At 51.4% G+C, this 23781-nt stretch carries 26 protein-coding genes; 9 read left to right on the top strand and 17 right to left on the bottom strand.

Features of this window, described 5'->3' with window-relative positions; translation table 11 throughout:
- The first annotated feature begins 6 nt into the window (after positions 1 to 6).
- The gene (locus R3E63_04310; protein MEZ5539177.1) at positions 7 to 1386 is read left to right on the top strand and encodes a DUF1329 domain-containing protein; all 1380 of its coding nucleotides are present in this window, start codon (positions 7 to 9) and stop codon (positions 1384 to 1386) included.
- Positions 1387 to 1401: 15 nt separating this feature from the next.
- Here R3E63_04310 and R3E63_04305 read toward each other — a convergent pair whose 3' ends face one another.
- The 14 genes from R3E63_04305 to R3E63_04240 form a co-directional block, all read right to left on the bottom strand.
- On the bottom strand, positions 1402 to 3588 hold the full coding sequence (locus R3E63_04305; GenBank protein ID MEZ5539176.1) for a primosomal protein N': 2187 nt from the start codon (positions 3586 to 3588) through the stop codon (positions 1402 to 1404).
- Positions 3575 to 4684, bottom strand: coding sequence for a bifunctional 3,4-dihydroxy-2-butanone-4-phosphate synthase/GTP cyclohydrolase II (gene ribBA, locus R3E63_04300; GenBank protein MEZ5539175.1), 1110 nt, complete (start codon positions 4682 to 4684; stop codon positions 3575 to 3577). The genes R3E63_04305 and ribBA overlap by 14 nt, the downstream gene beginning before the upstream one ends.
- 32 nt (positions 4685 to 4716) lie before the next feature.
- Complete coding sequence (locus R3E63_04295) at positions 4717 to 5196, bottom strand: VOC family protein (protein MEZ5539174.1); 480 nt, start codon at positions 5194 to 5196, stop codon at positions 4717 to 4719.
- A 17-nt stretch (positions 5197 to 5213) separates the two neighbouring features.
- Positions 5214 to 6416, bottom strand: a complete 1203-nt coding sequence (locus tag R3E63_04290) for an acetyl-CoA C-acyltransferase (GenBank protein ID MEZ5539173.1) — start codon at positions 6414 to 6416, stop codon at positions 5214 to 5216.
- A gap of 18 nt (positions 6417 to 6434) precedes the next feature.
- Complete coding sequence (locus R3E63_04285) at positions 6435 to 6893, bottom strand: MaoC family dehydratase (protein MEZ5539172.1); 459 nt, start codon at positions 6891 to 6893, stop codon at positions 6435 to 6437.
- A gap of 16 nt (positions 6894 to 6909) precedes the next feature.
- A complete protein-coding gene (locus R3E63_04280; protein MEZ5539171.1) occupies positions 6910 to 7707 on the bottom strand; it encodes an SDR family oxidoreductase in 798 nt (265 codons plus the stop codon).
- Between the two features lie 126 nt (positions 7708 to 7833).
- Positions 7834 to 9018, bottom strand: a complete 1185-nt coding sequence (locus R3E63_04275) for an acyl-CoA dehydrogenase family protein (GenBank protein ID MEZ5539170.1) — start codon at positions 9016 to 9018, stop codon at positions 7834 to 7836.
- A 10-nt stretch (positions 9019 to 9028) separates the two neighbouring features.
- A complete protein-coding gene (locus tag R3E63_04270) occupies positions 9029 to 10210 on the bottom strand; it encodes an acyl-CoA dehydrogenase family protein (protein MEZ5539169.1) in 1182 nt (393 codons plus the stop codon).
- 13 nt (positions 10211 to 10223) lie between these two features.
- Entirely contained in the window at positions 10224 to 11108 is an 885-nt protein-coding gene (locus R3E63_04265) for an SDR family oxidoreductase (GenBank protein MEZ5539168.1), read from the bottom strand.
- A gap of 33 nt (positions 11109 to 11141) precedes the next feature.
- The gene (locus R3E63_04260) at positions 11142 to 12290 is read right to left on the bottom strand and encodes an acetyl-CoA C-acetyltransferase (GenBank protein ID MEZ5539167.1); all 1149 of its coding nucleotides are present in this window, start codon (positions 12288 to 12290) and stop codon (positions 11142 to 11144) included.
- Positions 12291 to 12410: 120 nt separating this feature from the next.
- The gene (locus tag R3E63_04255) at positions 12411 to 13460 is read right to left on the bottom strand and encodes an acyl-CoA dehydrogenase family protein (GenBank protein MEZ5539166.1); all 1050 of its coding nucleotides are present in this window, start codon (positions 13458 to 13460) and stop codon (positions 12411 to 12413) included.
- 13 nt (positions 13461 to 13473) lie between these two features.
- The gene (locus tag R3E63_04250; GenBank protein MEZ5539165.1) at positions 13474 to 14643 is read right to left on the bottom strand and encodes an acyl-CoA dehydrogenase family protein; all 1170 of its coding nucleotides are present in this window, start codon (positions 14641 to 14643) and stop codon (positions 13474 to 13476) included.
- 125 nt (positions 14644 to 14768) lie between these two features.
- Positions 14769 to 15338 (bottom strand): hypothetical protein, encoded by a 570-nt coding sequence (locus R3E63_04245; protein MEZ5539164.1) that lies wholly within the window; start codon positions 15336 to 15338, stop codon positions 14769 to 14771.
- A 1193-nt stretch (positions 15339 to 16531) separates the two neighbouring features.
- Positions 16532 to 16957 (bottom strand): hypothetical protein, encoded by a 426-nt coding sequence (locus R3E63_04240; protein ID MEZ5539163.1) that lies wholly within the window; start codon positions 16955 to 16957, stop codon positions 16532 to 16534.
- A gap of 103 nt (positions 16958 to 17060) precedes the next feature.
- Here R3E63_04240 and R3E63_04235 point away from each other — a divergent pair, with 103 nt between their 5' ends.
- The 3 genes from R3E63_04235 to R3E63_04225 all read left to right on the top strand — a co-directional run bounded on the left by R3E63_04235 (position 17061) and on the right by R3E63_04225 (position 19092).
- Positions 17061 to 17186 carry a hypothetical protein gene (locus R3E63_04235; GenBank protein ID MEZ5539162.1) on the top strand — a complete coding sequence of 42 codons (126 nt, stop codon included), beginning with the start codon at positions 17061 to 17063 and terminating at the stop codon, positions 17184 to 17186.
- A gap of 282 nt (positions 17187 to 17468) precedes the next feature.
- Entirely contained in the window at positions 17469 to 18053 is a 585-nt protein-coding gene (locus tag R3E63_04230; GenBank protein MEZ5539161.1) for a glutathione S-transferase N-terminal domain-containing protein, read from the top strand.
- Positions 18054 to 18060: 7 nt separating this feature from the next.
- On the top strand, positions 18061 to 19092 hold the full coding sequence (locus tag R3E63_04225) for a class I SAM-dependent methyltransferase (GenBank protein MEZ5539160.1): 1032 nt from the start codon (positions 18061 to 18063) through the stop codon (positions 19090 to 19092).
- Positions 19093 to 19103: 11 nt separating this feature from the next.
- Here R3E63_04225 and R3E63_04220 read toward each other — a convergent pair whose 3' ends face one another.
- Entirely contained in the window at positions 19104 to 19400 is a 297-nt protein-coding gene (locus R3E63_04220; protein ID MEZ5539159.1) for a type II toxin-antitoxin system RelE/ParE family toxin, read from the bottom strand.
- On the bottom strand, positions 19388 to 19684 hold the full coding sequence (locus R3E63_04215) for a hypothetical protein (protein ID MEZ5539158.1): 297 nt from the start codon (positions 19682 to 19684) through the stop codon (positions 19388 to 19390). Before R3E63_04215 ends, R3E63_04220 begins: the two co-directional genes overlap by 13 nt.
- A gap of 131 nt (positions 19685 to 19815) precedes the next feature.
- Between R3E63_04215 and R3E63_04210 the strand changes: the two genes are divergently transcribed.
- The 5 genes from R3E63_04210 (at position 19816) to metK (ending at position 23271) form a co-directional block, all read left to right on the top strand.
- Complete coding sequence (locus R3E63_04210) at positions 19816 to 20226, top strand: rhodanese-like domain-containing protein (protein MEZ5539157.1); 411 nt, start codon at positions 19816 to 19818, stop codon at positions 20224 to 20226.
- A 4-nt stretch (positions 20227 to 20230) separates the two neighbouring features.
- Positions 20231 to 20494, top strand: a complete 264-nt coding sequence (gene grxC, locus R3E63_04205; protein ID MEZ5539156.1) for a glutaredoxin 3 — start codon at positions 20231 to 20233, stop codon at positions 20492 to 20494.
- Between the two features lie 19 nt (positions 20495 to 20513).
- Positions 20514 to 20951, top strand: a complete 438-nt coding sequence (secB, locus tag R3E63_04200; GenBank protein MEZ5539155.1) for a protein-export chaperone SecB — start codon at positions 20514 to 20516, stop codon at positions 20949 to 20951.
- A gap of 101 nt (positions 20952 to 21052) precedes the next feature.
- Positions 21053 to 22054 (top strand): metalloregulator ArsR/SmtB family transcription factor, encoded by a 1002-nt coding sequence (locus tag R3E63_04195; GenBank protein MEZ5539154.1) that lies wholly within the window; start codon positions 21053 to 21055, stop codon positions 22052 to 22054.
- A 23-nt stretch (positions 22055 to 22077) separates the two neighbouring features.
- On the top strand, positions 22078 to 23271 hold the full coding sequence (gene metK, locus R3E63_04190) for a methionine adenosyltransferase (protein MEZ5539153.1): 1194 nt from the start codon (positions 22078 to 22080) through the stop codon (positions 23269 to 23271).
- A gap of 2 nt (positions 23272 to 23273) precedes the next feature.
- Here the strand turns inward: metK and R3E63_04185 are convergent, their stop codons facing one another.
- Positions 23274 to 23777, bottom strand: coding sequence for an excalibur calcium-binding domain-containing protein (locus tag R3E63_04185; GenBank protein MEZ5539152.1), 504 nt, complete (start codon positions 23775 to 23777; stop codon positions 23274 to 23276).
- Positions 23778 to 23781: the final 4 nt, after the last annotated feature.

The raw sequence follows: 23781 nt of genomic DNA, 5'->3' as shown, positions 1-23781 counted from the left end.
AGAAAAATGATGCGTCGCAATGCGTTCGTCGGTTTATTGGGCGGTAGTTTGTTGTTGCTATCGGTGTCGAGTTGGGCTGCGGTTTCGCAAGTGGAAGCGGATAAATTAGGCACAACACTGACACCGATGGGCGCCAATCCTGCGGGCAATGCGGAGGGCACGATTCCGAAATGGACAGGCAGTCTTCTCGGCGTTCCCTCCGGTGTAAATTACAAAGGCACAGGTACGCATTACCCCAGCCCCTACCCCGATGAAAAACCCTTATTCACCATTACGGCAAAAAATTACACGCAGTATTTAAAAAATCTGACCGATGGTCAGATTGCGATGTTCAAAAAATACCCTGAAACTTTCTACATGCCAATCTATCCATCGCATCGCGATGTGCGTTACAGCGATCGCGTGCATGAAAATACTAAATTGAACGCGCTGTATACCGGCTTAGGGGCAGACGGCAATAGCGCAACGGATGTGTATTTTGGTGTGCCGTTTCCTATTCCAAAAAATGCAGCAGAAGTATTGTGGAATCACATGGCTTCGCCCATGTTGGGCGCAACAGAAGGCATAGTAGATGCGGCTGCGGTTTACTCTAATGGTGAAGTCAATATGCGGCAGTCTATTGAAAATCGCTATGTGCAGTATTATTCAAAAAATACAACGCGTGAAGAATTTAATAAATCCAATATTGCTGCGATGGTAATGGTGCAGCTCACAGAGCCGGCACGAGAAAAGGGTACCGTGGTTTTGGTACACGAATACAAAAATGTGAGTGATACTTCGCGCGATGCGTGGGTGTATTTACCTGGCGTGCGCCGTGTGCGTCGCTCACCGAGTATTGCGTATGATTTTCCTGACAGCGCGGGTGGTTTGCGTACAGTAGATGATGCGATGTTATTTAATGGCGCCAATTCGCGTTACACCTGGAAATTAGAAGGACAGCGTGAATTATTTATTCCCTATAACAACAACGATCTGGATGATCCAAAAGTTACTTACAAAGAATTGTTAACACCAAACCATCTCAATCCAAAATACATGCGCTATGAGTTACACCGTTGCAATGTGATTTTGGCAGAACTGCGCGAAGGGAAACGACATATTTATTCTAAACGCAGACTGTATACCGATGAGGATACTTGGGCAGCAGTGCTGGCCGATAACTACGATAGCCAAGGACAATTATGGCGCACCAATTTTCGCAGCATGGTCGATCAATACGATCTCCCAGGTATGGGTGCGCGTATGGAGGTGTATCACGATTTACAAAAAGGCGCGTACTTGGCAAATTATTTAATCAATGAACAAAAAGGCCCGCCGCGTTATGTGGATCCTGCGTTGCCGACAAGTTTTTACACGCCAGCGATGGTACGGCAGTTAGGGAAGTAATTTTTTCGGAATGCGTTAACTCGCTGGATCCACATCCAGCGACCAGCGCAACCCTTTCGGTAATTTTTGTTGTTCCGCAAATGCACAAAACTTGGCGAGTGTTTTTTGTAACTCGCTGCGGTTGCTGCTTTTGATTTGTATATCAAAACGATAAAAACTCGCGCGCTTTTCCATGAGTGCAGGCCAAGGGCCTGCAAGTTGTACGCCTAATTCACACGCCGCTTGCAAGGCAGGTAGCCAGTTTTTTAATAGTTGTTGTGCATGGTGCGGATCGGTGTGCTCTGCACGCAGCAGTGCGAGATGTGTGTACGGCGGCAATGCCGCAGCTTGCCTTTCGCCCAATAATTGCCGCGCGAGTTGTTGATAGCCTTCTTTGAGCAGCGTACGCAACAGCGGGTGTTCTGCATAGCGACTTTGTATTAAGACTCTCCCTGGTTTTTCTGCACGCCCCGCACGCCCCGCAACTTGCTCGAGTAACTGCCCCATTTTTTCTGCGCCGCGAAAATCAGCAGAAAATAAACCGCTGTCGATATCTAAAATGACTACCAGCGTGACATGCGGGAAGTGATGACCTTTCGCCAACATTTGCGTGCCAATCAACAAGCTGGGATTGCCCTGATGAATTTTTTCCAATGCATCGTGCAGTGATTTTTTGCGCGACATGCTGTCGCGATCAATGCGAATGACAGGATATTCAGCAAATTGCTCGTTAAAAAAATGCTCGCTGCGCTGTGTGCCAATCCCAATAGCATCTAAACGCGTACTCTCACATTGTGGGCAATCGCGCGGTAGTTTTTCGTAATAGTCGCAGTGGTGGCAGCGCAACTGCTGTGTTTTTTTGTGTACGGTTAATTTGGCAGAGCAGTGCGGGCAACTGGCTTGCCAGCGGCAGTCGGCACACAGCAATGCGGGCGCATAGCCGCGACGGTTAAGAAAAACCAACACTTGATTGCCAGCCGCTAATTCATTGCGCATCGCTTGCAGCAGTGGTGCGCTAATGCCTTCAGTCAGCGCAATACGATTGGTGTCGATCACTTCAATCGTCGGTGGTTTTGCATTGCCGGCTCGCTGCGTTAATCGCCAATGTTGATAGCGATTGTGCATGGCGTTATGTAGCGTTTCTAAGGATGGCGTTGCGCTGCCGAGTACAACGGGAATGTTTTCGCGCTGTGCGCGCAAGACAGCGAGATCGCGCGCGGAATAGCGGAAACTATCCTGCTGTTTGAAAGAGCTGTCGTGTTCTTCGTCGACAATAATAATGCCGGTGCGTGCAAGCGGCGTGAATAAAGCCGAGCGCGTGCCGATCACAATGCCGACTTCACCGCGCCGCGCGCGCTGCCATGCAGCATAGCGTTCGCCTGCGGCTAGCGCAGAGTGCAATACCACGACGGGGCAGCGAAAGCGGCGACGAAAACGCGCCACTGTTTGCGGCGTTAAACCAATTTCTGGCACCAACACCAATGCTTGTTCACTGCGTGTTAAAACTTTTTCGATCAGCTGCAAATACACTTCTGTTTTGCCGCTGCCAGTAACACCTTCCAGTAATGTGGCAGAAAATTTTCCCATGCTGACGCCAGTAACCGCAACGCGCTGTTCTTCGTTTAATGCAAGATGGGGTTCGGCTAATAAATTCTGCGTATCAAATGGCGTGGGTGTTGGTATGAAAGATTCCAATAAACCGCGATCGCACAGCGTTTTGATTTGTGCGCTGGAATAGCCTGCTTCTGTGATGGCTTCTCGTGTTGCGCTTTCTTGTAGCAACCATTGATAAAGCGAAAATAATTTACTGCCGGTACGTAAACTATTTTCTGCACACGGCACGGCGCGCCATTGCAAATCACTGGCGAGTTCAGTGGATTTTCCTGCTCGCAAAGTGTGCGGCAACAATGTGTGTAACACTTCACCCAATGGATATTGGTAGTACTGCGCTGCCCACTGCGCCAACTCAAACAACACGGGTGTTAACGGTGGTTCGTCGTCGAGTATTTCATGCGCGCGTTTAAGTTTTTCTAGTGGAAATTCGCTGTGCTCGCTGCATTCAACTAAAACACCAATCAGTTCTTGGCGACCAAACGGCACGCGCAATCGCACGCCAGCTTGCAAAGTGTGCGATAAAGTATTTTCAGGAGCGAGATAGTCGAACAGGCGCCGCAGCGGAACCGGCAGTGCTACACGCAATACCGTTGCCTTATTCGCAGGCAATGTGCTCGACCACTTCGAGATCGTAGCCGGAAATCGCGCGGTAACGCAGCGGTTGACCGAGTATGCGCATTTTCCCTACGCCCAACTCGCGCAAAATTTGCCCGCCGACACCGACGGTTTTGTGTACATTCGGGCTGGCTGCGGTTTTTTGCAGCGGTTTTTTGCCGAGCATCGTTAACGCACTGTCGTGTAATTCTTCCACCGACTCGGATTGATGAATCAGCACCAACACGCCTTTGCCTTCGGCGGCAATTTTTTCCATACAGCGGCGCACATTCCAAATTTTTGCGCCTGGCGGTTGTGCGCAAAATAAATCGCGCATTGCGGTGGCTAAATGTACGCGCACTAGCGTCGGTTCATCGGCACGAATATCGCCTTTGACTAAAGCGTAGTGATATTCAGCGTCTGTTTTGTTGATAAAAGTGACGAGCTCAAATTCGCCGTAATCGGTTTGTATCGGTGCGCGGTGCGCGATTTCTACGGTGCGCTCATTGGCTAAACGGTAGTGAATTAAATTGGCGATGGTGCCAATTTTTAAGCCGTGTTCTTTGGCGAAAATTTCTAAATCAGGGCGGCGCGACATGGTGCCGTCGTCATTCATAATTTCACAAATCACACCAGCGGATTCCAAACCGGCGAGGCGCGCCAAATCGCACGCCGCTTCGGTGTGGCCCGTGCGCGATAACACGCCGCCAGGCTCTGCCATCAGTGGAAAAATATGACCAGGTTGTACGATGTCGCTTGCCTGCGCATTTTTTGCGGCAGCAACTTGCACAGTGCGTGCGCGATCAGCGGCAGAAATGCCCGTGGTAACACCAGTTGCCGCTTCAATCGACAAAGTAAATTTGGTGCCAAAACCGGAAGCATTTTTTTGCACCATCAAGGGCAAACCTAAACGCTGACAGCGCTCGCGCGACATCGGCATGCAAATCAAACCGCGCGCATATTTCGCCATGAAGTTGATGTGTTCAGCGCCGCAGTGTTCAGCGGCCATGATGATGTCGCCTTCGTTCTCGCGATCTTCATCGTCCATCAAAATCACCATTTTTCCGGCGCGGATATCGGCGATCAATTCTTCGGTGGTGTTCATTTGCATGCTGCCGTACTCAAAAAAGTTTTAGGCTGTTTTTAGATAGAAACTGTTGCGCCATAACGCGCCAATTCGGCGTTGATGTCTAAACGCTCAACGGTGCCGCCGTGTTCCCACTCGCCCCAATCGTGGCGCGGAATGGTGAAGGCAATTTCCAATTCGTTGCCGTCGGGATCCGTACCGTACACCGATTTGGTCGCGCCGTGGCTGGAGGCGCCCGTCAGTGCGTTGGCGGCTTGCAGCGCGTGCATAGCGGCGGCGAGATCTTCGATGGTATTCACTTTCCAAGCGATGTGATACAGACCGACAGCGCCGCGTGCGGAGCGGCGGGTGGCGGGGTCCGTTTGGAATAGGCCGAGGTCGTGATGCTGCTCACTGTTGGGTGCGCGCAGCAGGCAGGCGCCGCCGTCCGTAACCACTTCCCGCAGACCGAGCACGCGGGTGTAGAACGCTTTCGATTGTTCTACATCGCGCACCCAGTACACGGCGTGGTCGATGCGACTGACGGCGAAGCTCATCGCGCAGGGCAGCTGTGTTAGAACACTTCGAACAGACCGGCTGCGCCTTGACCGCCGCCGATACACATGGTCACCACGACGAACTTCGCGCCACGGCGTTTACCTTCCAGCAGCGCGTGGCCAACCATGCGCGCGCCGCTCATGCCGAAGGGGTGACCGATGGAGATCGCGCCGCCGTTCACATTCATGATGTCGTTTGGGATGCCCAATTTGTCGCGGCAGTAAATCACCTGCGATGCGAAAGCTTCGTTCAATTCCCACAGACCGATGTCGCTCATTTGCAAACCGTGACGCGCCAGTAACTTAGGCACAGCGAATACAGGACCAATGCCCATTTCGTCCGATCTACAGCCCGCCACCGCCAAGCCGCGATACGCACCCAATGCTTGCAGACCTTGTTTCTGCGCGAGTGTGCTGTCCATCAACAAGCAAGCGGCAGCGCCGTCAGACAACTGCGACGAATTGCCTGCGGTGACGAATTTGCCTTCTTTCACCCACTGACCGTCTTTCCACACCGGCTCCAATTTTGCCAAGCCTTCGAGCGTGGTGTCGGCGCGGTTGCAGTCGTCGCGATCAACAACCGTTTCTTTGAAAGTGGTTTCTTTGGTTTCTTTATTGAACACCGACATCGTGGTTTTCATCGGCACGATTTCGTCGTTAAAGATGCCATTTTTTTGCGCCGCCGCTGTGCGCATTTGGCTTTGATACGAATATTCATCCTGCGCTTGGCGTGAAATGTTGTAGCGCTCAGCCACTACTTCGCCGGTTTCCAACATCGGAATGTAAGCGGCAGGGTCGAGCGCTTTCACCACTTCCGATTGCGAACGGAAAGTATTTTTATGTTTGTTTTGCGTGAGAGAAATGGATTCCACGCCACCAGCCACGGCGATGTCGATTTCGTTGCACATAATCGCTTTGGCAGCAGTGGCAATCGTCATCAAACCAGAAGCACATTGTCTTTCCATCGCCATGCCAGCCACCGTTTCTGGCAAACCGCCAGCAATCGCCGCCAAGCGTCCCAAACAATACGCTTGCGTACCTTGTTGCGCCGCTGCGCCGAACAACACATCTTCAACAGATGCAGGATCAATACCGGCGCGCGCAACCACAGCGCGCACGACATGACCTGCCATGGCTGGCGCTTCGGTTTCGTTAAAGCCGCCGCGAAATGATTTGGCTAAACCGGTGCGAGCGGTGGATACGATGACTGCTTCTCTCATGGCGATTACCTTTTTGATTTATTCAGGAAAGTAGCGCGAAATGGTGTCTACCACACACGCCGGTTTATCGGAGCCTTCAATTTCCACGGTGACGCGAATCACGGCTTGAATGCCGCCTTTTTCTTCGCTGGCTTCTACCAATTCGCCAACACCGCGAATGCGTGAATCCACTTTTACGGGCATGGGGAAACGAATTTTTCCGCAGCCGACATTCACACCCATTTTGATGCCTTGCACATCGACGATTTGCGGCAGAAATAAATTCACCAGCGACAGCGTGAGATAACCGTGTGCAATGCACGCGCCGAAAGGACCTTCTTTGGCTCTCACCGGATCAACATGTATCCATTGGTGATCGCCCGTCGCATCCGCAAAAGTATTGATGCGTTGTTGATCGACCAACAACCATTCGCTGCTGCCGAGTGGCTTGCCTACGGCTTGCAATAATTCATTGGGGTGTTTGAAAACAGTCGTCATGTTTTTGCTCTCGTTTTTAAGCACGCTGCGCTGAAACGGCGAGAATTTCGCCTGTCATGTAAGAGGAATAATCTGAGGCGAGGAACATCATCACATTCGCCACTTCCCACACTTCTGCGCCGCGACCGTAGGCTTCTTTGCCTTCCAGCTCTTTCAACAATTCTTCTGGTGCGGATTTTTTTAACATCGGATGCACCGCTAACGATGGCGCTACTGCGTTGATGCGCACACCAAACTCTGCGCCTTCCACTGCCGCGCAGCGCGTCAATGCCATCACGCCCGCTTTGGCGGCTGCGTAATGGGATTGTTCTTTTTGTGCACGCCAGCCGAGTACGGAGGCGTTGTTGACGATCACGCCGCCAGTGCCGCGCGCTTTCATCACTTGCATCATGTAGCGCGTCATACGCATGGTGCCGTTCAGTGTCACATCAATGACTTTGAACCATTCTGGATCTTCCATTTCCACTAACGATTTAGAAGTGCCGAGACCGGCGTTGTTGATCAAAATATCAATACCTTTTAATTCTTTTTCCGCAAAGTCGATCAACGCGCGCACTTCATCTTCCACTGCGACATTACAGGTTTTACCCCACACCGCTTGCAGTCCGGTTTCTTCTTTCAATTTTTCGACCGAGGCTTGCAGACGACCTTCATGCACATCGCTGATCACAATCGCGCGACAACCTTCTTCTACTGCTTTTTTTGCAGCGGCGAAACCGATGCCGACACCGGCTGCTGCGGTAATCAAAACGGATTTGCCTTTCAGTAAACCGTGACCTGCTACATATTCTGGGTTTTTAACAAAATCTTGCATTATTTTTTCCTCATTGTGTGACCCCCTCGCCCCTGCGGGGCACTCCCCCTACTTCGCAGGGGGAGGTTTCATCCTCTCCTATGAAATAGGGGAGGTGCCGCGTAGCGGCGGAGGGGTCAGTTTTCGTTATCTACCTTTCGCTTCTTTCGGCATACCCAAACCGCGTTCGGCAATGATGTTGCGCTGAATTTGGTTGGTGCCGCCATAAATGGTGTCGGAGCGCGTGAACAAATACATGGATTGCAGACGCGTTAAGTTGTACGGCGCGCTTTCCAACATTTCTGCTTCTGGGCCTAACACATCCATCGCCAGCACGCCGAGATTGCGGTGCCAGCTCGCCCAGTGCAATTTGTAAACCAGTGAAGATTTATCGAGCGCACCGTCATCGCCAGATGACAACATACGCATCGCGTTGTAACGCATTAAACGCAAACCGGTGTGCGCTTCCGCAATGCGTTGACGCAATGCTGGATCTTTTGCTGCGCCATTTTCTTTGGCGATACGCACGATTTCATTCAACTCGTTTTGAAACAACATTTGTTGACCGAGTGTAGAAACGCCGCGCTCAAAACCGAGCAAACCCATCGCCACTTTCCAGCCGTCGCCTGGGTTGCCGACGATGTCATCCGCCACCGCGTCATCAAAAAATACTTCGTTGAATTCAGATGTGCCGGTCAACTGTTCAATCGGGCGCACGGTGGCGCCAAGCTGATGCATGGAGACGAGAAAAAAGCCCAGCCCTTTGTGCGCGACAGAATCGGGATCGGTGCGCGCAACGACAAAACACCAATCGGATTCGTGTGCCAGCGAGGTCCACACTTTTTGTCCGTTGATGATCCACTTTCCTTTTGCTTCGTCAAAACGCGCTTTGGTTTTGACATTGGCGAGATCGGAGCCCGCGCCAGGTTCGGAATAACCTTGGCACCACAATTCTTTGCCGGATACGATGCCAGGCAGGTATTTTTTCTTTTGCTCTTCGCTGCCAAACGCGATGAGTGTTGGCCCCGCCAAACCTTCACCGATGTGACCGACGCGCCCCGGCGCACCGGCACGGGCGTACTCTTCAAAGAAAATCACTTGTTGTTCGATGGATGCACCGCGACCGCCGCAGTCTTTTGGCCAGCCGACGCAAGTCCAACCGCCTTCGGCTAATTTTTGTTCCCACTGTTTTCTTTCGTGCGGAAACATGTGTTCATCGCCGGGACCGCCGCGAAATTTTAGTTGTTCAAATTCGCCAACCAAATTGGCTTGCAACCACGCGGCGATTTCTGCGCGAAATAATTCATCTTCTTTGCTGAAAGTCAGTTTCATTGCGCCACCCTCAATCCAGCAACATCTGTGCAATCAGTTCGCGCTGTTGCGCACTGTTGCCGAGAAACAATTCGCTGCTTTTTGCGCGTTTGAAAAACAAATGCACATCGTATTCCCAAGTAAAACCCACGCCGCCGTACAGTTGAATCGCGGAGCCTGCATTGAAAAAGAAAGTGTCGGAGCAATAGCCTTTTGCCATCGCCGCCGCTTCATGCAATTCAGCAGCGATGGTTTTATCTCCTGTAGGATCCAATGCTTCTTGCGCCACGCAAGCTGCGTAATACACGGCAGAGCGCGACACTTCACATTTCAGCATCATGTCAGCGGCTTTGTGTTTGATGGCTTGGAAGCTGGCAATGCTGCGACCGAATTGCACGCGCTCTTGTGTGAACGCGACGGTGCGATCGAGAATTTCTTGCGCGCCGCCCATTTGCTCTGCGGCGACAGCAACTTTAATCAAGCTGATGATGCTGTGCAGTTGCGGCCACGCTTGCGCTTCTGCGCCCATCAATGCAGAAGCGGGTACAGAAACATTATTCAGTGCAATGTCTGCTTGATGGCGCGTTTGATCCATCGTCGGCGTCCATGTGCGTGCAACGCCTGCGGTGTTGGCAGGTACAGCAAACAGAGAAATACCATTTTCGCCGTGAGAATTTTCTGCGCGTGCGGCGATGATTAAAAGATCCGCCGTGTGACCGTCGATGATATAGCGCAGTGTGCCATTTAAGGCAAAGTTGTCACCCACTTTTTGGTAAGTGGCGGTGACAGCATCTGCGCCCCAGTTGCCGCCGTGTTGTGCTGCGGCAGCACCGGTGTAGGCGAGTGTGGCCGTGAGTTCACCTTCAACAATTTTTGGCAAATATTCTGCTTGTTGTGCTTCGTTACCCGCGATTAATAATGCGTTAACACCCATTGCTACTGTAGAGAAAAACGGTGAGCACAATAAAACGCGCCCCATTTGTTCCAGCACCGCTGCGAGCTCGACAAAACCTAAACCCATGCCGCCGTGTTGCTCAGGAATGGTGATCGCTTGGAAGCACAATTCTGTGCAGATGCGTTGCCACAATTCAGCGTCGTAACCCGCTTCAGTTGCCATGGCTTTGCGCACGGCTTCCGAAGTCGATACATCTTGCAAAAAACTTTCCGCAGTTTCGCGGATCATTTTTTGTTCGTCGGTGAATCTAAATTCCACAGTAGACCTCGTATCAAGTACCGTAAACTTTTTGCGCAGGCACTTCTTTCGCCAATAATTCTTTCATCGCGGTGCCCACTTCTGCAGGCATCCAACGCGCGCCTTTATCGACACCGGCGGTAGTGCGCCAGCCATCAGCGATAGAAATTTTTCCGCCTTCTGATTCAAACACGCGGCCGGTGACATGCGCAGCTTCCGCCGAGCCCAACCACGCGAGCAGTGAAGAAACATTTTCCGGTGCCCAGTAATCGAAGCTGCCATCCGTTGGTGCCGCCATGCGTGTTGCCATGGATTCCACGGCGGTGGTCATGCCTGTGCGTGCAGCCGGTGCAATCGCGTTGGCGGTGATGCCGTAACGGCCGAGTTCAGCGGCTTGGTTCAGCGTCAGCGCCGCGATACCGGCTTTAGCAGCCGCGTAATTGGATTGACCAACCGAGCCCTGCAAGCCTGCGCCAGAAGTGGTGTTGATGATGCGCGCATCCACCGTTTTACCCGCTTTGGATTGATCGCGCCAGTAGTGCACCGCGTGCGAAGAAATACAGAAATGGCCTTTCAAATGCACAGCCATGATCGCATCCCATTCTGCTTCGCTCATGGAAGCAAACATACGGTCGCGGTTGATGCCGGCGTTGTTCAACACGATGTGCAAATCACCGTAAGCAGCAATCGCTTCTTTCACCGCGTTTTCGCTGTCGGCGTAGTTGGTGATGTCTGAAGTGTTGACGATGGCTTTGCCGCCCGCCGCTGTAATTTCATCGACTACTTTTTGTGCGGCATCGCGATTGATATCGTTGACGACAACTGCACAACCTTCCGCAGCAAACACTTTGGCATGCGCTGCGCCCAAACCGCCGCCTGCGCCGGTGATGATGGCAACGCGATTATCCAAAATACCCATGATCAAATCCTCACAAAAAAATTATAAAAATACTTACAGTCTTTCGATGATGGTGACATTGGCCTGACCGCCGCCTTCACACATGGTTTGTAAACCGTAACGACCGCCCGTGCGCTCCAATTCGTGCAACAGCGTAGTCATCAAGCGCGCACCGGTTGCACCCAGCGGATGACCGAGAGCAATCGCGCCGCCATTGACATTGGTTTTCGCGTGGTCGTAACCCGTTTCTTTCAACCAAGCCATCACCACCGAAGCAAACGCTTCGTTGATTTCGACTAAATCGATATCCGACATTTTCATGCCCGCTTTTTTCAGTGCGTACTGCGTGGCAGAAATCGGTGCGGTGAGCATCCAAATCGGATCTTCTGCACGCACGCTCATGTGGTGTATGCGCGCCCGCGGTTTCAAGTTGTAACGCTTCAAGGCATTTTCAGAAACAATCAACATCGCCGATGAAGCATCACATGTTTGTGACGATACAGCCGCAGTGACTTTGTCACAACCGAACAGAAAATCCAGCTCCGCCATTTTTTCTAAAGAAGACTGGCGTGGCGTTTCATCGTGTTCTACGCCAGCCATCGGAATGATTTCGCGCTTGAAGCGACCTTCGGCAATCGCTTGCAATGCGCGCGTGTGCGATTCCAGTGAAAAAATTTCCAAATCTTTGCGCGACAGATTCCATTTATCGGCAATCATCTGTGCCGATTTGAATTGTGTTGGCGGCTCTGCACCGTAGCGCGTAACCCAACCCGTTGAGCCACTGAACGGATCTTTGAAACCCATCGGTTCGGCCGCGGTCATGGCAGAAGAAATCGGTATTTGCGTCATGGTTTGCACGCCGCCCGCGACGATGACATCCATCGTGCCGCTCATCACCGCTTGCGCCGCAAAATGCACGGCTTGCTGCGAAGAACCGCATTGGCGATCAATCGTCGTGCCTGGCACTTCTTGCGATAAACCGGCAGCGAGCCACGCGGTGCGCGCGATATCGCCTGCCAAAGGGCCGATGGTATCGACGCAACCAAAAATCACATCGTCGTATTCGTTGTCGGGAATACCGTTGCGCTCAACAATCGCTTTCAGCACATGCGCGCCGAGATCTGCGCCGTGTACTTGTGCAAGACCGCCTTTGCGGCGACCAGTAGGTGAACGAACTGCATCAACAATATAGGCTTCTGGCATTGCTAGTCTCCAATGGTGACCCCCTCGCCCTTGCGGGCACTCCCCCTACTTCGCAGGGGGAGATTTTATCCTCCCCTATGCAATAGGGGAGGTGCTGCGCAGCAGCGGAGGGGTAGTGTTTTAAAAAGTATTGCCCGCACCGATTTTCGCGTCATCACGCAACACAAAATCTGCCACGCGATTTTTATGAAACGCGACATCGCCCCAAGTGTTGTTCAACGCCCACGCTTTTTTCATAAAGATGTGCATATCCACTTCCCAGGTGTAACCCATCGCGCCGTGCACTTGTATGCCGTTTTTTGCGCCGAGCAGCGAAGCCTCGCTCGCAGCAATTTTGGCGTGCGATACATGCACGGCAGTGTCTGCATGATTATTTGCCAAGGAATACGCTGCGCGATGTACAACGGCTTTCGCGTATTCCAACGGTACAGCAACATTTGCAAGGCGATGTTTCACCGCTTGGAATGAACCAATCGCTTTGCCGAACTGCGTACGCTCGCTGGTATATTTCACGGAAATTTCGATCATGCGCTGTGTGAGACCGAGTGCTTGTGCAGCTGCGCCCAACACCCCCGCGTTAAACGCATCCGCAATAATTTTTTTCGCTTCTTCGCCGCGCGCAACACAAGTGGCGGCGGATGGCGTCCAAGCAACGCTGAACAATTTGCGCGAAGGATCGATGCTTTCGTTGTGCGTCAATTGCACCATGCTTTTGGTGACAGCGTGAATTTCATCGCCGTTTTGCAGCAGCAATAAATCCGCCACATGCGCATCTGTGACCAACAAGTTTTGCGCTAAACCGACAGCCACTTTCGCTTCGCCGGAAGCTATGCGCGGCAGCCACGCAAACTTCACTGCGTCATCGGGCAGGGCGTTGATCATCGGCACAGCAACCAACACGGTGTCGACTAAAGATTCAGGCAGCGCAACAAAACCGCAAGCTTCCGCGAGCAACACAAAATCGACCGCGTTCATGCCCATGCCACCAAATTCTTCCGGCACGGTGAGGCCGGTTAAGCCCATGCCCGCCATCGCTTGCCACACCTCTTCGTTGCGGCCGCTTTCTGTTTCCCAGCGCGCGCGAATGTGTTCCGGAGTGACTTCGTTGACGAGAAATTTTTTCACTTCGTCTTGGAACAGCAACTGGTCTTCGGTGAAGGTAAAGTCCATCGCGATGCTCCTCTTAGCGCGGCATGCCGAGCATGCGCTCAGCGATGATGTTGCGTTGAATTTCGTTGGTGCCGGCGTAAATCGGGCCAGACTGCGCAAACAAGAAGCCGTCCAACCAAGTGCCCACGCCAGCCGCCGCCGGTGCGTGCGGCAGCAACTCCGCGCGCGCCGACAAAATGCTCATCGCGGTTTCGTGCATGCGTTGATCCAACTCCGACCAGAAGATTTTGTTGGTGGAAGATTCCGGACCGATCTTGCCGCCTTTGTTCAAACGGCAAGCGGTTTGGTAAGTGGTCAGCGTGTAGGCTTCGGCATCCAAGTAGGCGCGGGTTACGGCATCGCGCACCGTGGGGTCGCGGTCGGCGTCGGCGCGATTGGCTTTGTACAACTCCACCAAGCGGCGTGCTGTGTTTTGGAAGCGCGCAGGCGAACGCAGCATCAAACCGCGTTCAAAACCGGCAGTCGCCATCGCCACTTGCCAGCCTTCGCCTTCGTTGCCGAGGCGGCGTTCCACCGGCACTTTCACATTGTCGAAGAAGATTTCGGCAAAACCGGGCAGGCCGTCCAACTGCGGAATCGGGCGCACAGTGATGCCCGGTAGGTTCAGCGGCACGAGGATAAAAGTCAGGCCGTGGTGGCGGCTAGAGTTCGGGTCCGTGCGGAACATGCCGAAGCACTGATCAGCCCATACCGCGCGGGTAGACCAAGTTTTTTGCCCGTTGATGATGTAGTGCGTGCCGTCTTCAGTCAGCTCGGCTTTGGAGCGAATGGCCGCCATGTCTGAACCCGCGCCCGGTTCAGACCAACCCTGCGCCCACACTTCGGTGCCGTTCGCCATTTTCGGCAGAATGTCCGCTTTCTGCTCCGGCGTGCCGTACTCCATCAAGGTAGGGCCGAGCAAGAAAATGCCGTTTTGATTGACGCGCAGCGGTGCGCCAGCGCGCCAGTATTCCTCTTCAAAAATCAGCCATTGGATCAAATCGCACGCGCGACCACCGAGCGCTTCCGGCCAAGTCACCATGCCCCAGCGACCGCTGTTGAGTTTGGCTTCCCACTCGCGGTGCTGCTTAAATCCTTCCTCGGTATCGAAAGATTGCAGCGGCGTTTTGGGGACATTGGCTTCAAGCCACGCGCGAACTTCAGCGCGAAAGGCCTTTTGCTGATCGGTATAGGCTAGATCCATGGGCAGTCTCGCAAAATAGGGAGCGGATATCAGCCAAGCAGGGCTGAAAAACGGGCGGCGATGATACCACGCGGGCGGGGGTGTTCCCTAAGTCCAGCGCAGGCGAGCAGCGGCAGTCTGTAGAGCTAACTGAGCACTGGGAACTGGCGTAGTTTTGCGCTAACGCAGGAGAAGAGTTGAGTGCATGCCAGTAGCCAAATAAAAATCATTGGCGCGATGATGAAGCATTGTTCGGGGATGATGATTAAAGCTTGAGCGAATGAAAAAATAACAATGGAAACAGCCATAAGGCGCGCTGGATTAGCGAACAGTGTTTTGTGATTTTGCACCAGAAACAGTAGCGCGGCAAAAATGGCAAGGATGTTGGCGACTAGCAATAATGGACGTTTTGGGCGCAAAACATCTGGGTGAATGTCTTTAATATCAGTGTCGGTATATGCCGTCATTGCTGAGCCTGCTTCTAGCTGAGGCCCCCAAGCATAGAGCGACAGTGGCATGGGCGATGGCACGGAATTGTCATTGGTAAAAGGCATATTGCCAATACTTAGACCGTAATTGCCAGCATTGGATGTTTCGCTGCTGATAAAAAAACGCTGAGGCTGTGAGGTTAGTCTGACAACTTTTTTTGCAATAACAGATGCTCTGTCATAATGAAAAAAAGCAATCGTTATGTTGCTTGGATTTTCAGACCACATCCAGATACTAAAGGTGTATTTTGTGTGGGCTTGCAGAGAAATCCATGTGGCTATGTATGCATCGGTGGAAGCTGGGATAGTTTTTTGTATCGTGCGGAATTTTGTAGCATAGTCTCTGAGGAAATCATTGGATATTTACTTATGCGTTAACCATAAGTCGGCATGTTTTCGTTATCTTCACTGAGGAGTTTATTGTTGGTGGTAGCTATCAATAAAAGTCACATTTTTATAGCTACCAAATAGAAAGCGGTTCGATTGTAAAAGCAGCCAAAAAAGCGATGGAAATCTCTTCTTTTAGGCTGGGCAGCAGGCCATGTTATTCCGCAGTGTTGAGGCTGTGAATACATTGGAAATAATGGCAAAACAGTGTCGTAGCCCAGTTTTTTGAGTTGAGGTGTGTCTGTCCATGCATTCGATGCAGTGGTAATGTAGGCAATCTTCCCGCTGACTTTGTGGGTGTGCATGACTTGAACAGCAGGAAAAAATAATGCGCTCAAAATAAAAATATGAGCTATTTTTTTGTATTCCCGACGCAAGCAAAGAAAAGCCGATAAAGCAAATTGCTACGCTGGCGAGCAATGGGTAAAAAAGTAGGAAAGATCGTATCCATGCGGCAAGCCCAATCATAGAACTGCCAGCAGTGATGCATATTAGGTTAGGGAATGTGTTGGTATTGTGCGAAAGTGGCAGTAGCCAGATGCCGTTTAGCATTAGCAATGTAGATGGCGGGTCAGACAGCGAAGTAAAAAGTGTTGGCCATAAAAAAATGGTGTGTATCAAATAGTTAGCAATAACAAGAAATATGGTTGGACAATTGACGTGTTTGCGTGTTTGCGTGATTGCGTGTTTGCGTTTAAAGAGAGTAGGGCAGACGGATAGCAGAGGAAACTAGCAATACGTGAGGTTGGTAAACCAACGCCTATCAGGTAGCCCCAGCGTTGGTAAACTAAACCAGTAGCCCAACGCCCGGGCGTGTTTCGTCATAGCGCAGTTGATGTAGTGCGCATTTCGCACCTATTTTCTTAAATACGAGCCTGCATCACAGCACTGTTGAAAAAAGTTGGCAAAAAAGAAGCCGAATTATGCCTGAAAATCCTTGTTGTATTTTTAGCGGGGGCGGAATTATTTTTATGCTAACGCAACAGCTTATGGAAGATTTCTGCAACGCACCAACATCTTGGGCGTGAGTTCCATCACCAGTTCATCGCGCTGGTTGAACAGCAGATTTTTGCAGGTGACGATGCCGTGGTCGGGGCGTGAGATTTCGACAGCCGCGCTTCCAGTACGCGAACTTCCAAACGCAGCACATCGCCCGCGCAAACGGGTAGCAGCAAGTTCATGTGCTCCACACCCAAACCGGCGGAGTAGGCGGGGCAGCGGTCGAGGTTGTTCACCAGCCACGAGCGCGCAGATGATGAGCAAAGCCGGGGCGGACCAACTGCCTGAACACGGAATCTTTGGCGGCGATGGGGTCGGTGTGGAAAGGTCTGATCGAAACGGCGCCCGAATTCGGGAGATTTCGCCTCGGTGACGAGATAGCCGCCCGCGCGGGCGACGAAATCGGGCGTCATGTCCTCAAAGTAGGCCAGAGGCCCCGGATGAAAGCCGGCAACAGACATAGTGGTTGCGTCCAAAAAGGGGCGCTCAGTTTATCCTGAGCTGCTGCCGCCGTTACACTGCACGTTTCCGCAACACCGCCGTATTTCACACAGGAGAATTGTTATGGCTGTTACCTCGCAAAAGAAGCGCTCGATGTCGGCATCATCACCAACAACGCGAAAAATGCTGGCGTTTTATCGCGATGCGTTGGGCTTGGCGCAAGAGCCGTCGATTCCATTCCGGGCTTAGGCACGATTCACCGCCTCGTTTGCGGCAACAGCATTTTGCGCATCATCGCGGCGGATAACGCGATTGAGTAAGACAGGCGCGTTGCACGTCGCAATGGTATTCGCTATTTGACCATCAACATCAGCAATCTCGATGAAGTCGTCGCCGATTGCAAAACCTGCGTTCAATTGCGGTGGATATTCGCGAATCTGCGCCCTGGCGCTGCGCTGCTGTCAGTTGCAAGATCCCGATGGCAACTATGTTGAATTTATTTGTGCGGGTTGAGTGTTGAGGAGAAATAGTATGAAACTTTACGGAAGTTTTACCTCACCTTATGTGCGCCACATCCGCATTGCTTTATTGGAAAGTGGCATGCCCTGTGTGTTTGTCGAAACGGATGCAGCCGCCAGCGCCACGCTGTCACCCACGCAAAAAGTGCCGTTTTTGAAATACACGGAAAACGGGCAAGAAAAACATTTGAGTGATTCCAGCGCAATTTTGAAATATATCCGTGAAAAAAGTGGTAAAACATTTTTTAACGATGATAAAAACACGCTGGCGGCGTTTAATGATTTTTGTACAGCCAATACTTTGCTAGATGCGGCTATCAATCTGTTTTATTTGGAAAAAGACGGCGTGACGCCAACGAGCAGTGTTTACATGGCGCGCCAGCAAGCGCGTTTACAAACGGGTTTGGCAGAGTTAAATAAATTGACATTTTCTAGCGCAGCACCGTTTAGTGAAGCGGAGTTGCGTATCGCCTGCTTCCTTGATTGGGCGCTGTTCAGAAAGCGTTTGTCGATAGATGGGCTTGCGTCGCTGCAAAAGTTGCTCATTGATATGAATCAATACGCACACTTTGCCAACACCGCGCCGCCGCAAGGCTGATTGCAGGGTGTTGGATGCGTTGTTAGAAAATAATCTCGCACCGGCTTTTGCGCGGCGAGAATCCATACTCGCTTTGCAAAAGAGCAACGCGCTGCGCGTTTTTCACGGCGCGGGCGAAGTAGTGTGTGGCGAGACGAAATTTCGCACCCTGCTGCAACAGTTGTCGATAGATCGCTTTGGCGGTCATGCGTGGCTGACTTTTTGGGATGCAGAAAAGGGCGATGGTGGTCGATCACTGTTTGCAGAAAAACTGCAGCAACCGCTGATCGTTTTTTTGCAGAAGTATTTCGCTTCAGCGGTGTTGCAATATCGACCGCGCAAAGGTGTGATTGGTGATCCTGTTGTGTTGTTTGGTACGCCGCCCGCCGAGCGTTTTGTGGTGCATGAAGGCGCAGCGCAATTTTCCGTACAGTTGCAAGGCGTGAAGCATCCAGGGCTGTTTTTAGATCACGCACCGCTACGCCAGTGGTTGTTGCACAACAGCAAAAATCTGTGCGTGTTGAATACATTCGCTTACACCGGCAGTTTGTCTGTTGCGGCGGCCTTGGGTGGTGCGAGTCATGTCACAACCTTGGATTTATCCAAAGCCACCACGCGTTGGGCACAAGAAAATGGCGAACTAAACGGTTTGCGCGATGAACGTGCACGTTGGATTGCCGGCGATGTCTTTGAGTGGTTGCCGCGCTTGAAACGTGAAATTGCACAGGGAAAACAGCCAGCCTATGACATGGTGATTGCCGATCCGCCTTCATTTTCGCGCAGCGATAAAGCGTATTTTCGACAGCAAAAGATTAACTGCGCTGCATGTTTGTTGTTGGATGTGCTGGCACCGAATGGGTTGTTGATTACCTCCATCAACTCCGCACAAATTTCATGGACGCAGTACGAAAAAGATTTGCTGCAAGCCGCGCAGCAAAAAGGCTGTCGCTTGCAAGTGTTGCAACGATTGGAACAGCCTGCCAGCTTCCCTAACTGGCTGGACGAGCAGGCGAGTGAGCGCTATTTGAAGGGCTTCATCCTGCGCGTGGTGCCAAATTAGCTATTGAAAGTTTAGTCAGGCGTGTAGCCCGCTTCACGCTGATGATGTATGGCAAGGATCAGTACAACATCCTCTTTCTGCTCGTAGCTGTACAAAGCCAGATAGCCAGATTGCCCGCGAGAAATAACCAGTTCTCTCAATTCTTGTTCAACTGCGCGACCAATCAGTGGATGATTGTTGAGTATTTGTATCGCCTCAGTAATCAGGTGAATGGTTTCAGTGACAGCCGTAGGTTCTGTCTGTAAAAGAAAATCCGTGAGTCGATCCAGATCAGCAAACGCTTGTTGGGAATAAATTAAGCGCGCCAAGTTTTGCTTCTCGGTTTTCTTGCTGTTTTTCCTTGTACACGCGCTTGCAGATAGGCGTGCACTTCGTCAGCAGCATAGCCTTGACCGGACGCGAGTGTTTCTTCTCTAGTAGCTGTGGCATCAGCAATGAGCTGTGCGCGTTTTTCGGCGTTGGTTGCTGCAGTGCGAATGGCATCCACCATAAAAGCGTGCGGCGTGATGCCTTGCATTTGCGCAGCTGTAGTGGCGAGTTTTTTCACTTCTTCTGGCAATTTAAGAGATGTGGTAGGCGATGTGATGGGCATAGCTGTTTGCCGCCTTAAGATTGGTGTCACCATGGTAACACTTTGGTCGCGTGGTGGAGGTTCATCCTGCGCGTAGCGCCAAATTAGCCGTGTATACTGCCGCTCCCTAAAACTGCTCAGTCACATTCTTTATGGCTCAATTTCTTACTTTTATCAGTCAGCAGTGGATGTTGGTGTCGTTGCTGTTGTCGTTGGTTGGCTTGTATTTGTGGAATGAAAACCGCCGTGCTGGCGCGGGTGTTTCGATACATCAACTGACACATCAGGTGAACAACGCCAATGCGGTGGTGGTGGATTTGCGTGAGCCGAAAGAGTTTCGTGAAGGGCATGTCGTTGATGCCATCAACATTCCTTACGCCAAATTGGCAGAGCGCATGGCGGAATTGGATAAGGCGCGCCCTGTGGTGCTCGTCGATAAAATGGGCCAACACAGCGCCACGGTGGGGCGTACGCTGCGGCAAGCAGGCTATCAGGTGTCGCGCTTAAATGGCGGTATGAGCGAGTGGACGGCATCCAATCTGCCCGTCGTGAAAGGAGGCTGATGTCGTGCCTAAAGTCACTGTTTATTCGTCAGATTTCTGCCCTTTTTGTCGCCGCGCTAAAGCTTTGCTGACCAGCAAAGGCGTGGTATTTGAAGAAATTTGCGTTGATGGTCGCAGCGATGTGCGTGCTGAAATGGCGGCGCGCGCGGGTCGCAACACGGTGCCGCAAATCTGGATAGGCGAACGCCACATTGGTGGTTGCGATGACTTACACGCACTGGATGATGCTGGTGAGTTGGATGGTTTGTTAGCAGTTACTCACGCTTAGAGTATTGATGGAGAAAGTTATGTCAGAAGAAGGTTTGCAGTTCGGTATCCAGCGCGTCTATATCAAGGATGTCTCTTTTGAGTCGCCGCAGGGCGTGTTGCTGTTTAACAAACAGATTTCACCTGCGATTGAACAAGACATTGCCATGTCGGTTACTACGGTGGCGGAAGATCACTACGAAGTGGTGCTGACATTGACCATCACCGCAAAAGAAGGTGAGCAGGTGCTGTTTTTAGTGGAAGTGCATCAGGCGGGTATTTTTGGTATTCGCGGCGCGAATGAAGAGCAGTTACGCAAAATTACCTCCACGCAGTGCCCAACAATCCTGTTTCCCTACGCGCGCCAATTGATTGATAGCCTGCTGCAACACGCCTCATTGGCTCCATTGCTGTTGCCGCCGATCAATTTTGATGCCTTGAGTTTCCAACCTAAGCCAGAAGATACAGTTACGCATTAACTTTCTGGATGCTAAAAAGCTATATCAAAAAACTTTGATATAGCTTCAGGCTCTGCTAGTATCGCCGTCCCAAATTTTGTTTGCGATGCGCCGATACGGTCATGTTGCCCCACGCCACCTCAACACCTGACCCCAGCAGCGATAGCCTGCATTTGGCCAGCTATTTGAAAGCTGTAGCGGATCCGCTACGGCTGATGGTGTTGCGTCTGCTGAAGCAAGATTCCTTCGCTGTGTTGGAGCTGTGCAGCTTGCTGGCGGTGAAGCAATCGGGCATGAGCCATCACCTGAAAATCTTGGCACAGGCCGGTTTGGTGGCGACGCGCCGTGAGGGCAATACCATTTTTTATCGCCGTGTGACCGCCGCAGAAGTGGCGGATGCCGCGTTGCAGCAGGCGTTGTTCGCACGCGTAGATGGCATGCCGTTGGATGCGGAAATCGCCGAGCGTTTACTGGCTGTGCAACGCGAGCGCACGGCGAGTTCAAAAGAATTTTTTGCAGAAAACGCTGCGCTGTTTCGTCAGCAGCAAGAACAAATTGCGGATTACGAATTGTATGGTTCGGCGGTGGCGGCGTTGTTGGATCGTTTGGTGCTGCCTGCGCGTCAACACGCAATAGAGATTGGCCCCGGTAACGGGCAGTTTCTCAGTGAATTAGCTGCGCGTTTTACAACGGTGTTGGCTATCGACAACAACCAACCGATGTTGGCGCAAGCCGCTGAAACTGTGCGCGAGCAACAATTAAACAATGTCTCGTTGCAGTGCTGTGAAATTGCAGAGTTGTCGCCGACGATTCAGCCAGATTGTGTGGTGTTGAATATGGTGTTGCACCACACTTCATCACCGGCAGAAGTCATCGCGGCAATTAGTCATTTATTGCCGCCGCAAGCGGTGCTGTTGATTTGCGAGCTGTCGCACCATCAACAAACTTGGGTGAAAGAATCGTGCGGCGATATTTGGCTCGGTTTTGATCCGAATGATTTAACCGATTGGTTAACGCAAGCCGGTTTTGCTTGCGAGCACAGTCAGTATTTGGCTTTACGCAATGGTTTCCAAATTCAAATTCACGCGGCGCGCAAGTTGCCGTCTTCCATCCACTCGTTTTAATTGTTTCATGCAGGAGAGTTATTATGTCTGAGTATTCTATTTTCACTTCTGAATCGGTGTCTGAAGGTCATCCAGACAAAATGGCGGATCAAGTATCCGATGCGATTCTTGATGCGATTCTGGAACAAGATCAGTACGCGCGCGTTGCCTGCGAAACGCTGGTAAAAACCGGCGTAGCGATTGTTGCCGGTGAAATCACCACAACAGCCGTTGTTGATTACGAAAAAATTATTCGCGGTGTAATTAATGACATCGGTTACAACAGTTCCGATGTGTATTTCGATGGCAGCACTTGCGGCGTGTTGAATTTGCTCGGTCAACAATCACCAGATATTGCACAAGGCGTGGATCGCGCCAAACCGGAAGATCAAGGCGCGGGCGACCAAGGTTTGATGTTTGGTTACGCGGCGAACGAAACCGATGTGTTGATGCCGGCGCCGATTCAATACGCGCACCGTTTGGTGGAGCGCCAAGCCGAAGCGCGCAAATCCGGTTTGTTGCCTTGGCTGCGCCCTGATGCGAAATCGCAAGTCACTTTTCGCTACGAAAACGGCAAACCAGTGGCGGTGGATGCGATTGTGTTATCAACACAACACGCAGCGGATGTGAGCGATAGAGATATTCACGATGGCGTAATGGATTTGGTCATCAAGCATGTCATTCCTGCGCAGTGGATGTCGAAAGAAACCAAAATCTACATCAACCCAACCGGTCGTTTTGAAATCGGTGGTCCGATGGGCGATTGTGGTTTGACCGGCAGAAAAATTATTGTCGATTCTTACGGCGGTATGGCGCGTCACGGCGGCGGTGCTTTCTCTGGCAAAGATCCATCGAAAGTGGATCGCTCAGCGGCGTATGCCGGTCGTTATGTGGCAAAAAACATTGTCGCAGCGGGTTTGGCCGATCGCTGTGAAATTCAAGTGTCTTACGCGATTGGTGTGGCAGAGCCGACTTCGGTTTCCATCAACACTTTTGGTACCGGCAAAGTATCGGATGAAAAAATTGTGCAATTAGTGCGCGAGTTTTTTGATCTGCGCCCTTACGGCTTAACGCGCCAGTTGGATTTGCTGCATCCGATTTATCGTGCTACCGCTTCTTATGGTCACTTCGGTCGTCCATCGGAAGAAATTCTGTTCAACGGTAAGCCGTGCACAACCTTTACTTGGGAGCGCACCGACAAAGCCGAAGCCCTGCGTGATGCGGCGGGTTTGAAGTAAAACTAAAACCTGCTGTCATTTTCACAAGGATGGCCGTCGTTATCGCCGTCCATCTTTGTGTTAGGGCAATTTTTTACAAAAAATTCTGCTTCTGCTCGTGAAGTCATTTGGCTGCAATACTGTCTGCCGTCACAGCGAAAAGAAGATTGTGTTGTTTGTGTTGAAGTTGTATAGACAGATGTTGTATTGCTAGTGGTTGGTGGTGCTATTGTTTTTTGTATAGTGCTGGAAAAATTGGATGTGTAAGAAGTAAGTTTGTTGGTGATAGGGAAAGCTATATTGTCTTGCAATAACGCAGAGCCAATTATTAAAGCAAGACCAAACACCTGCGTGAGAAAAGGTTTTTTCGCGCTCTGCCAATGAATGATTAAATAAAACAAAGAAATAAAAGGCAGGAACAGCACGCCCAATCCCCACAGGATGCTGGTTTTGAAAGCGGCGATGAGATAGCCAAGCCCGCCAATGATGAAAATAATAATTCCGATCAAAAAAACGATAGTGCTCATGATT

This window comes from Pseudomonadales bacterium, assembly GCA_041395665.1.
In the GTDB taxonomy this organism is placed as follows: Bacteria; Pseudomonadota; Gammaproteobacteria; order Pseudomonadales; family UBA7239; genus UBA7239.
This window is presented reverse-complemented; position numbering and strand designations above follow the sequence as displayed.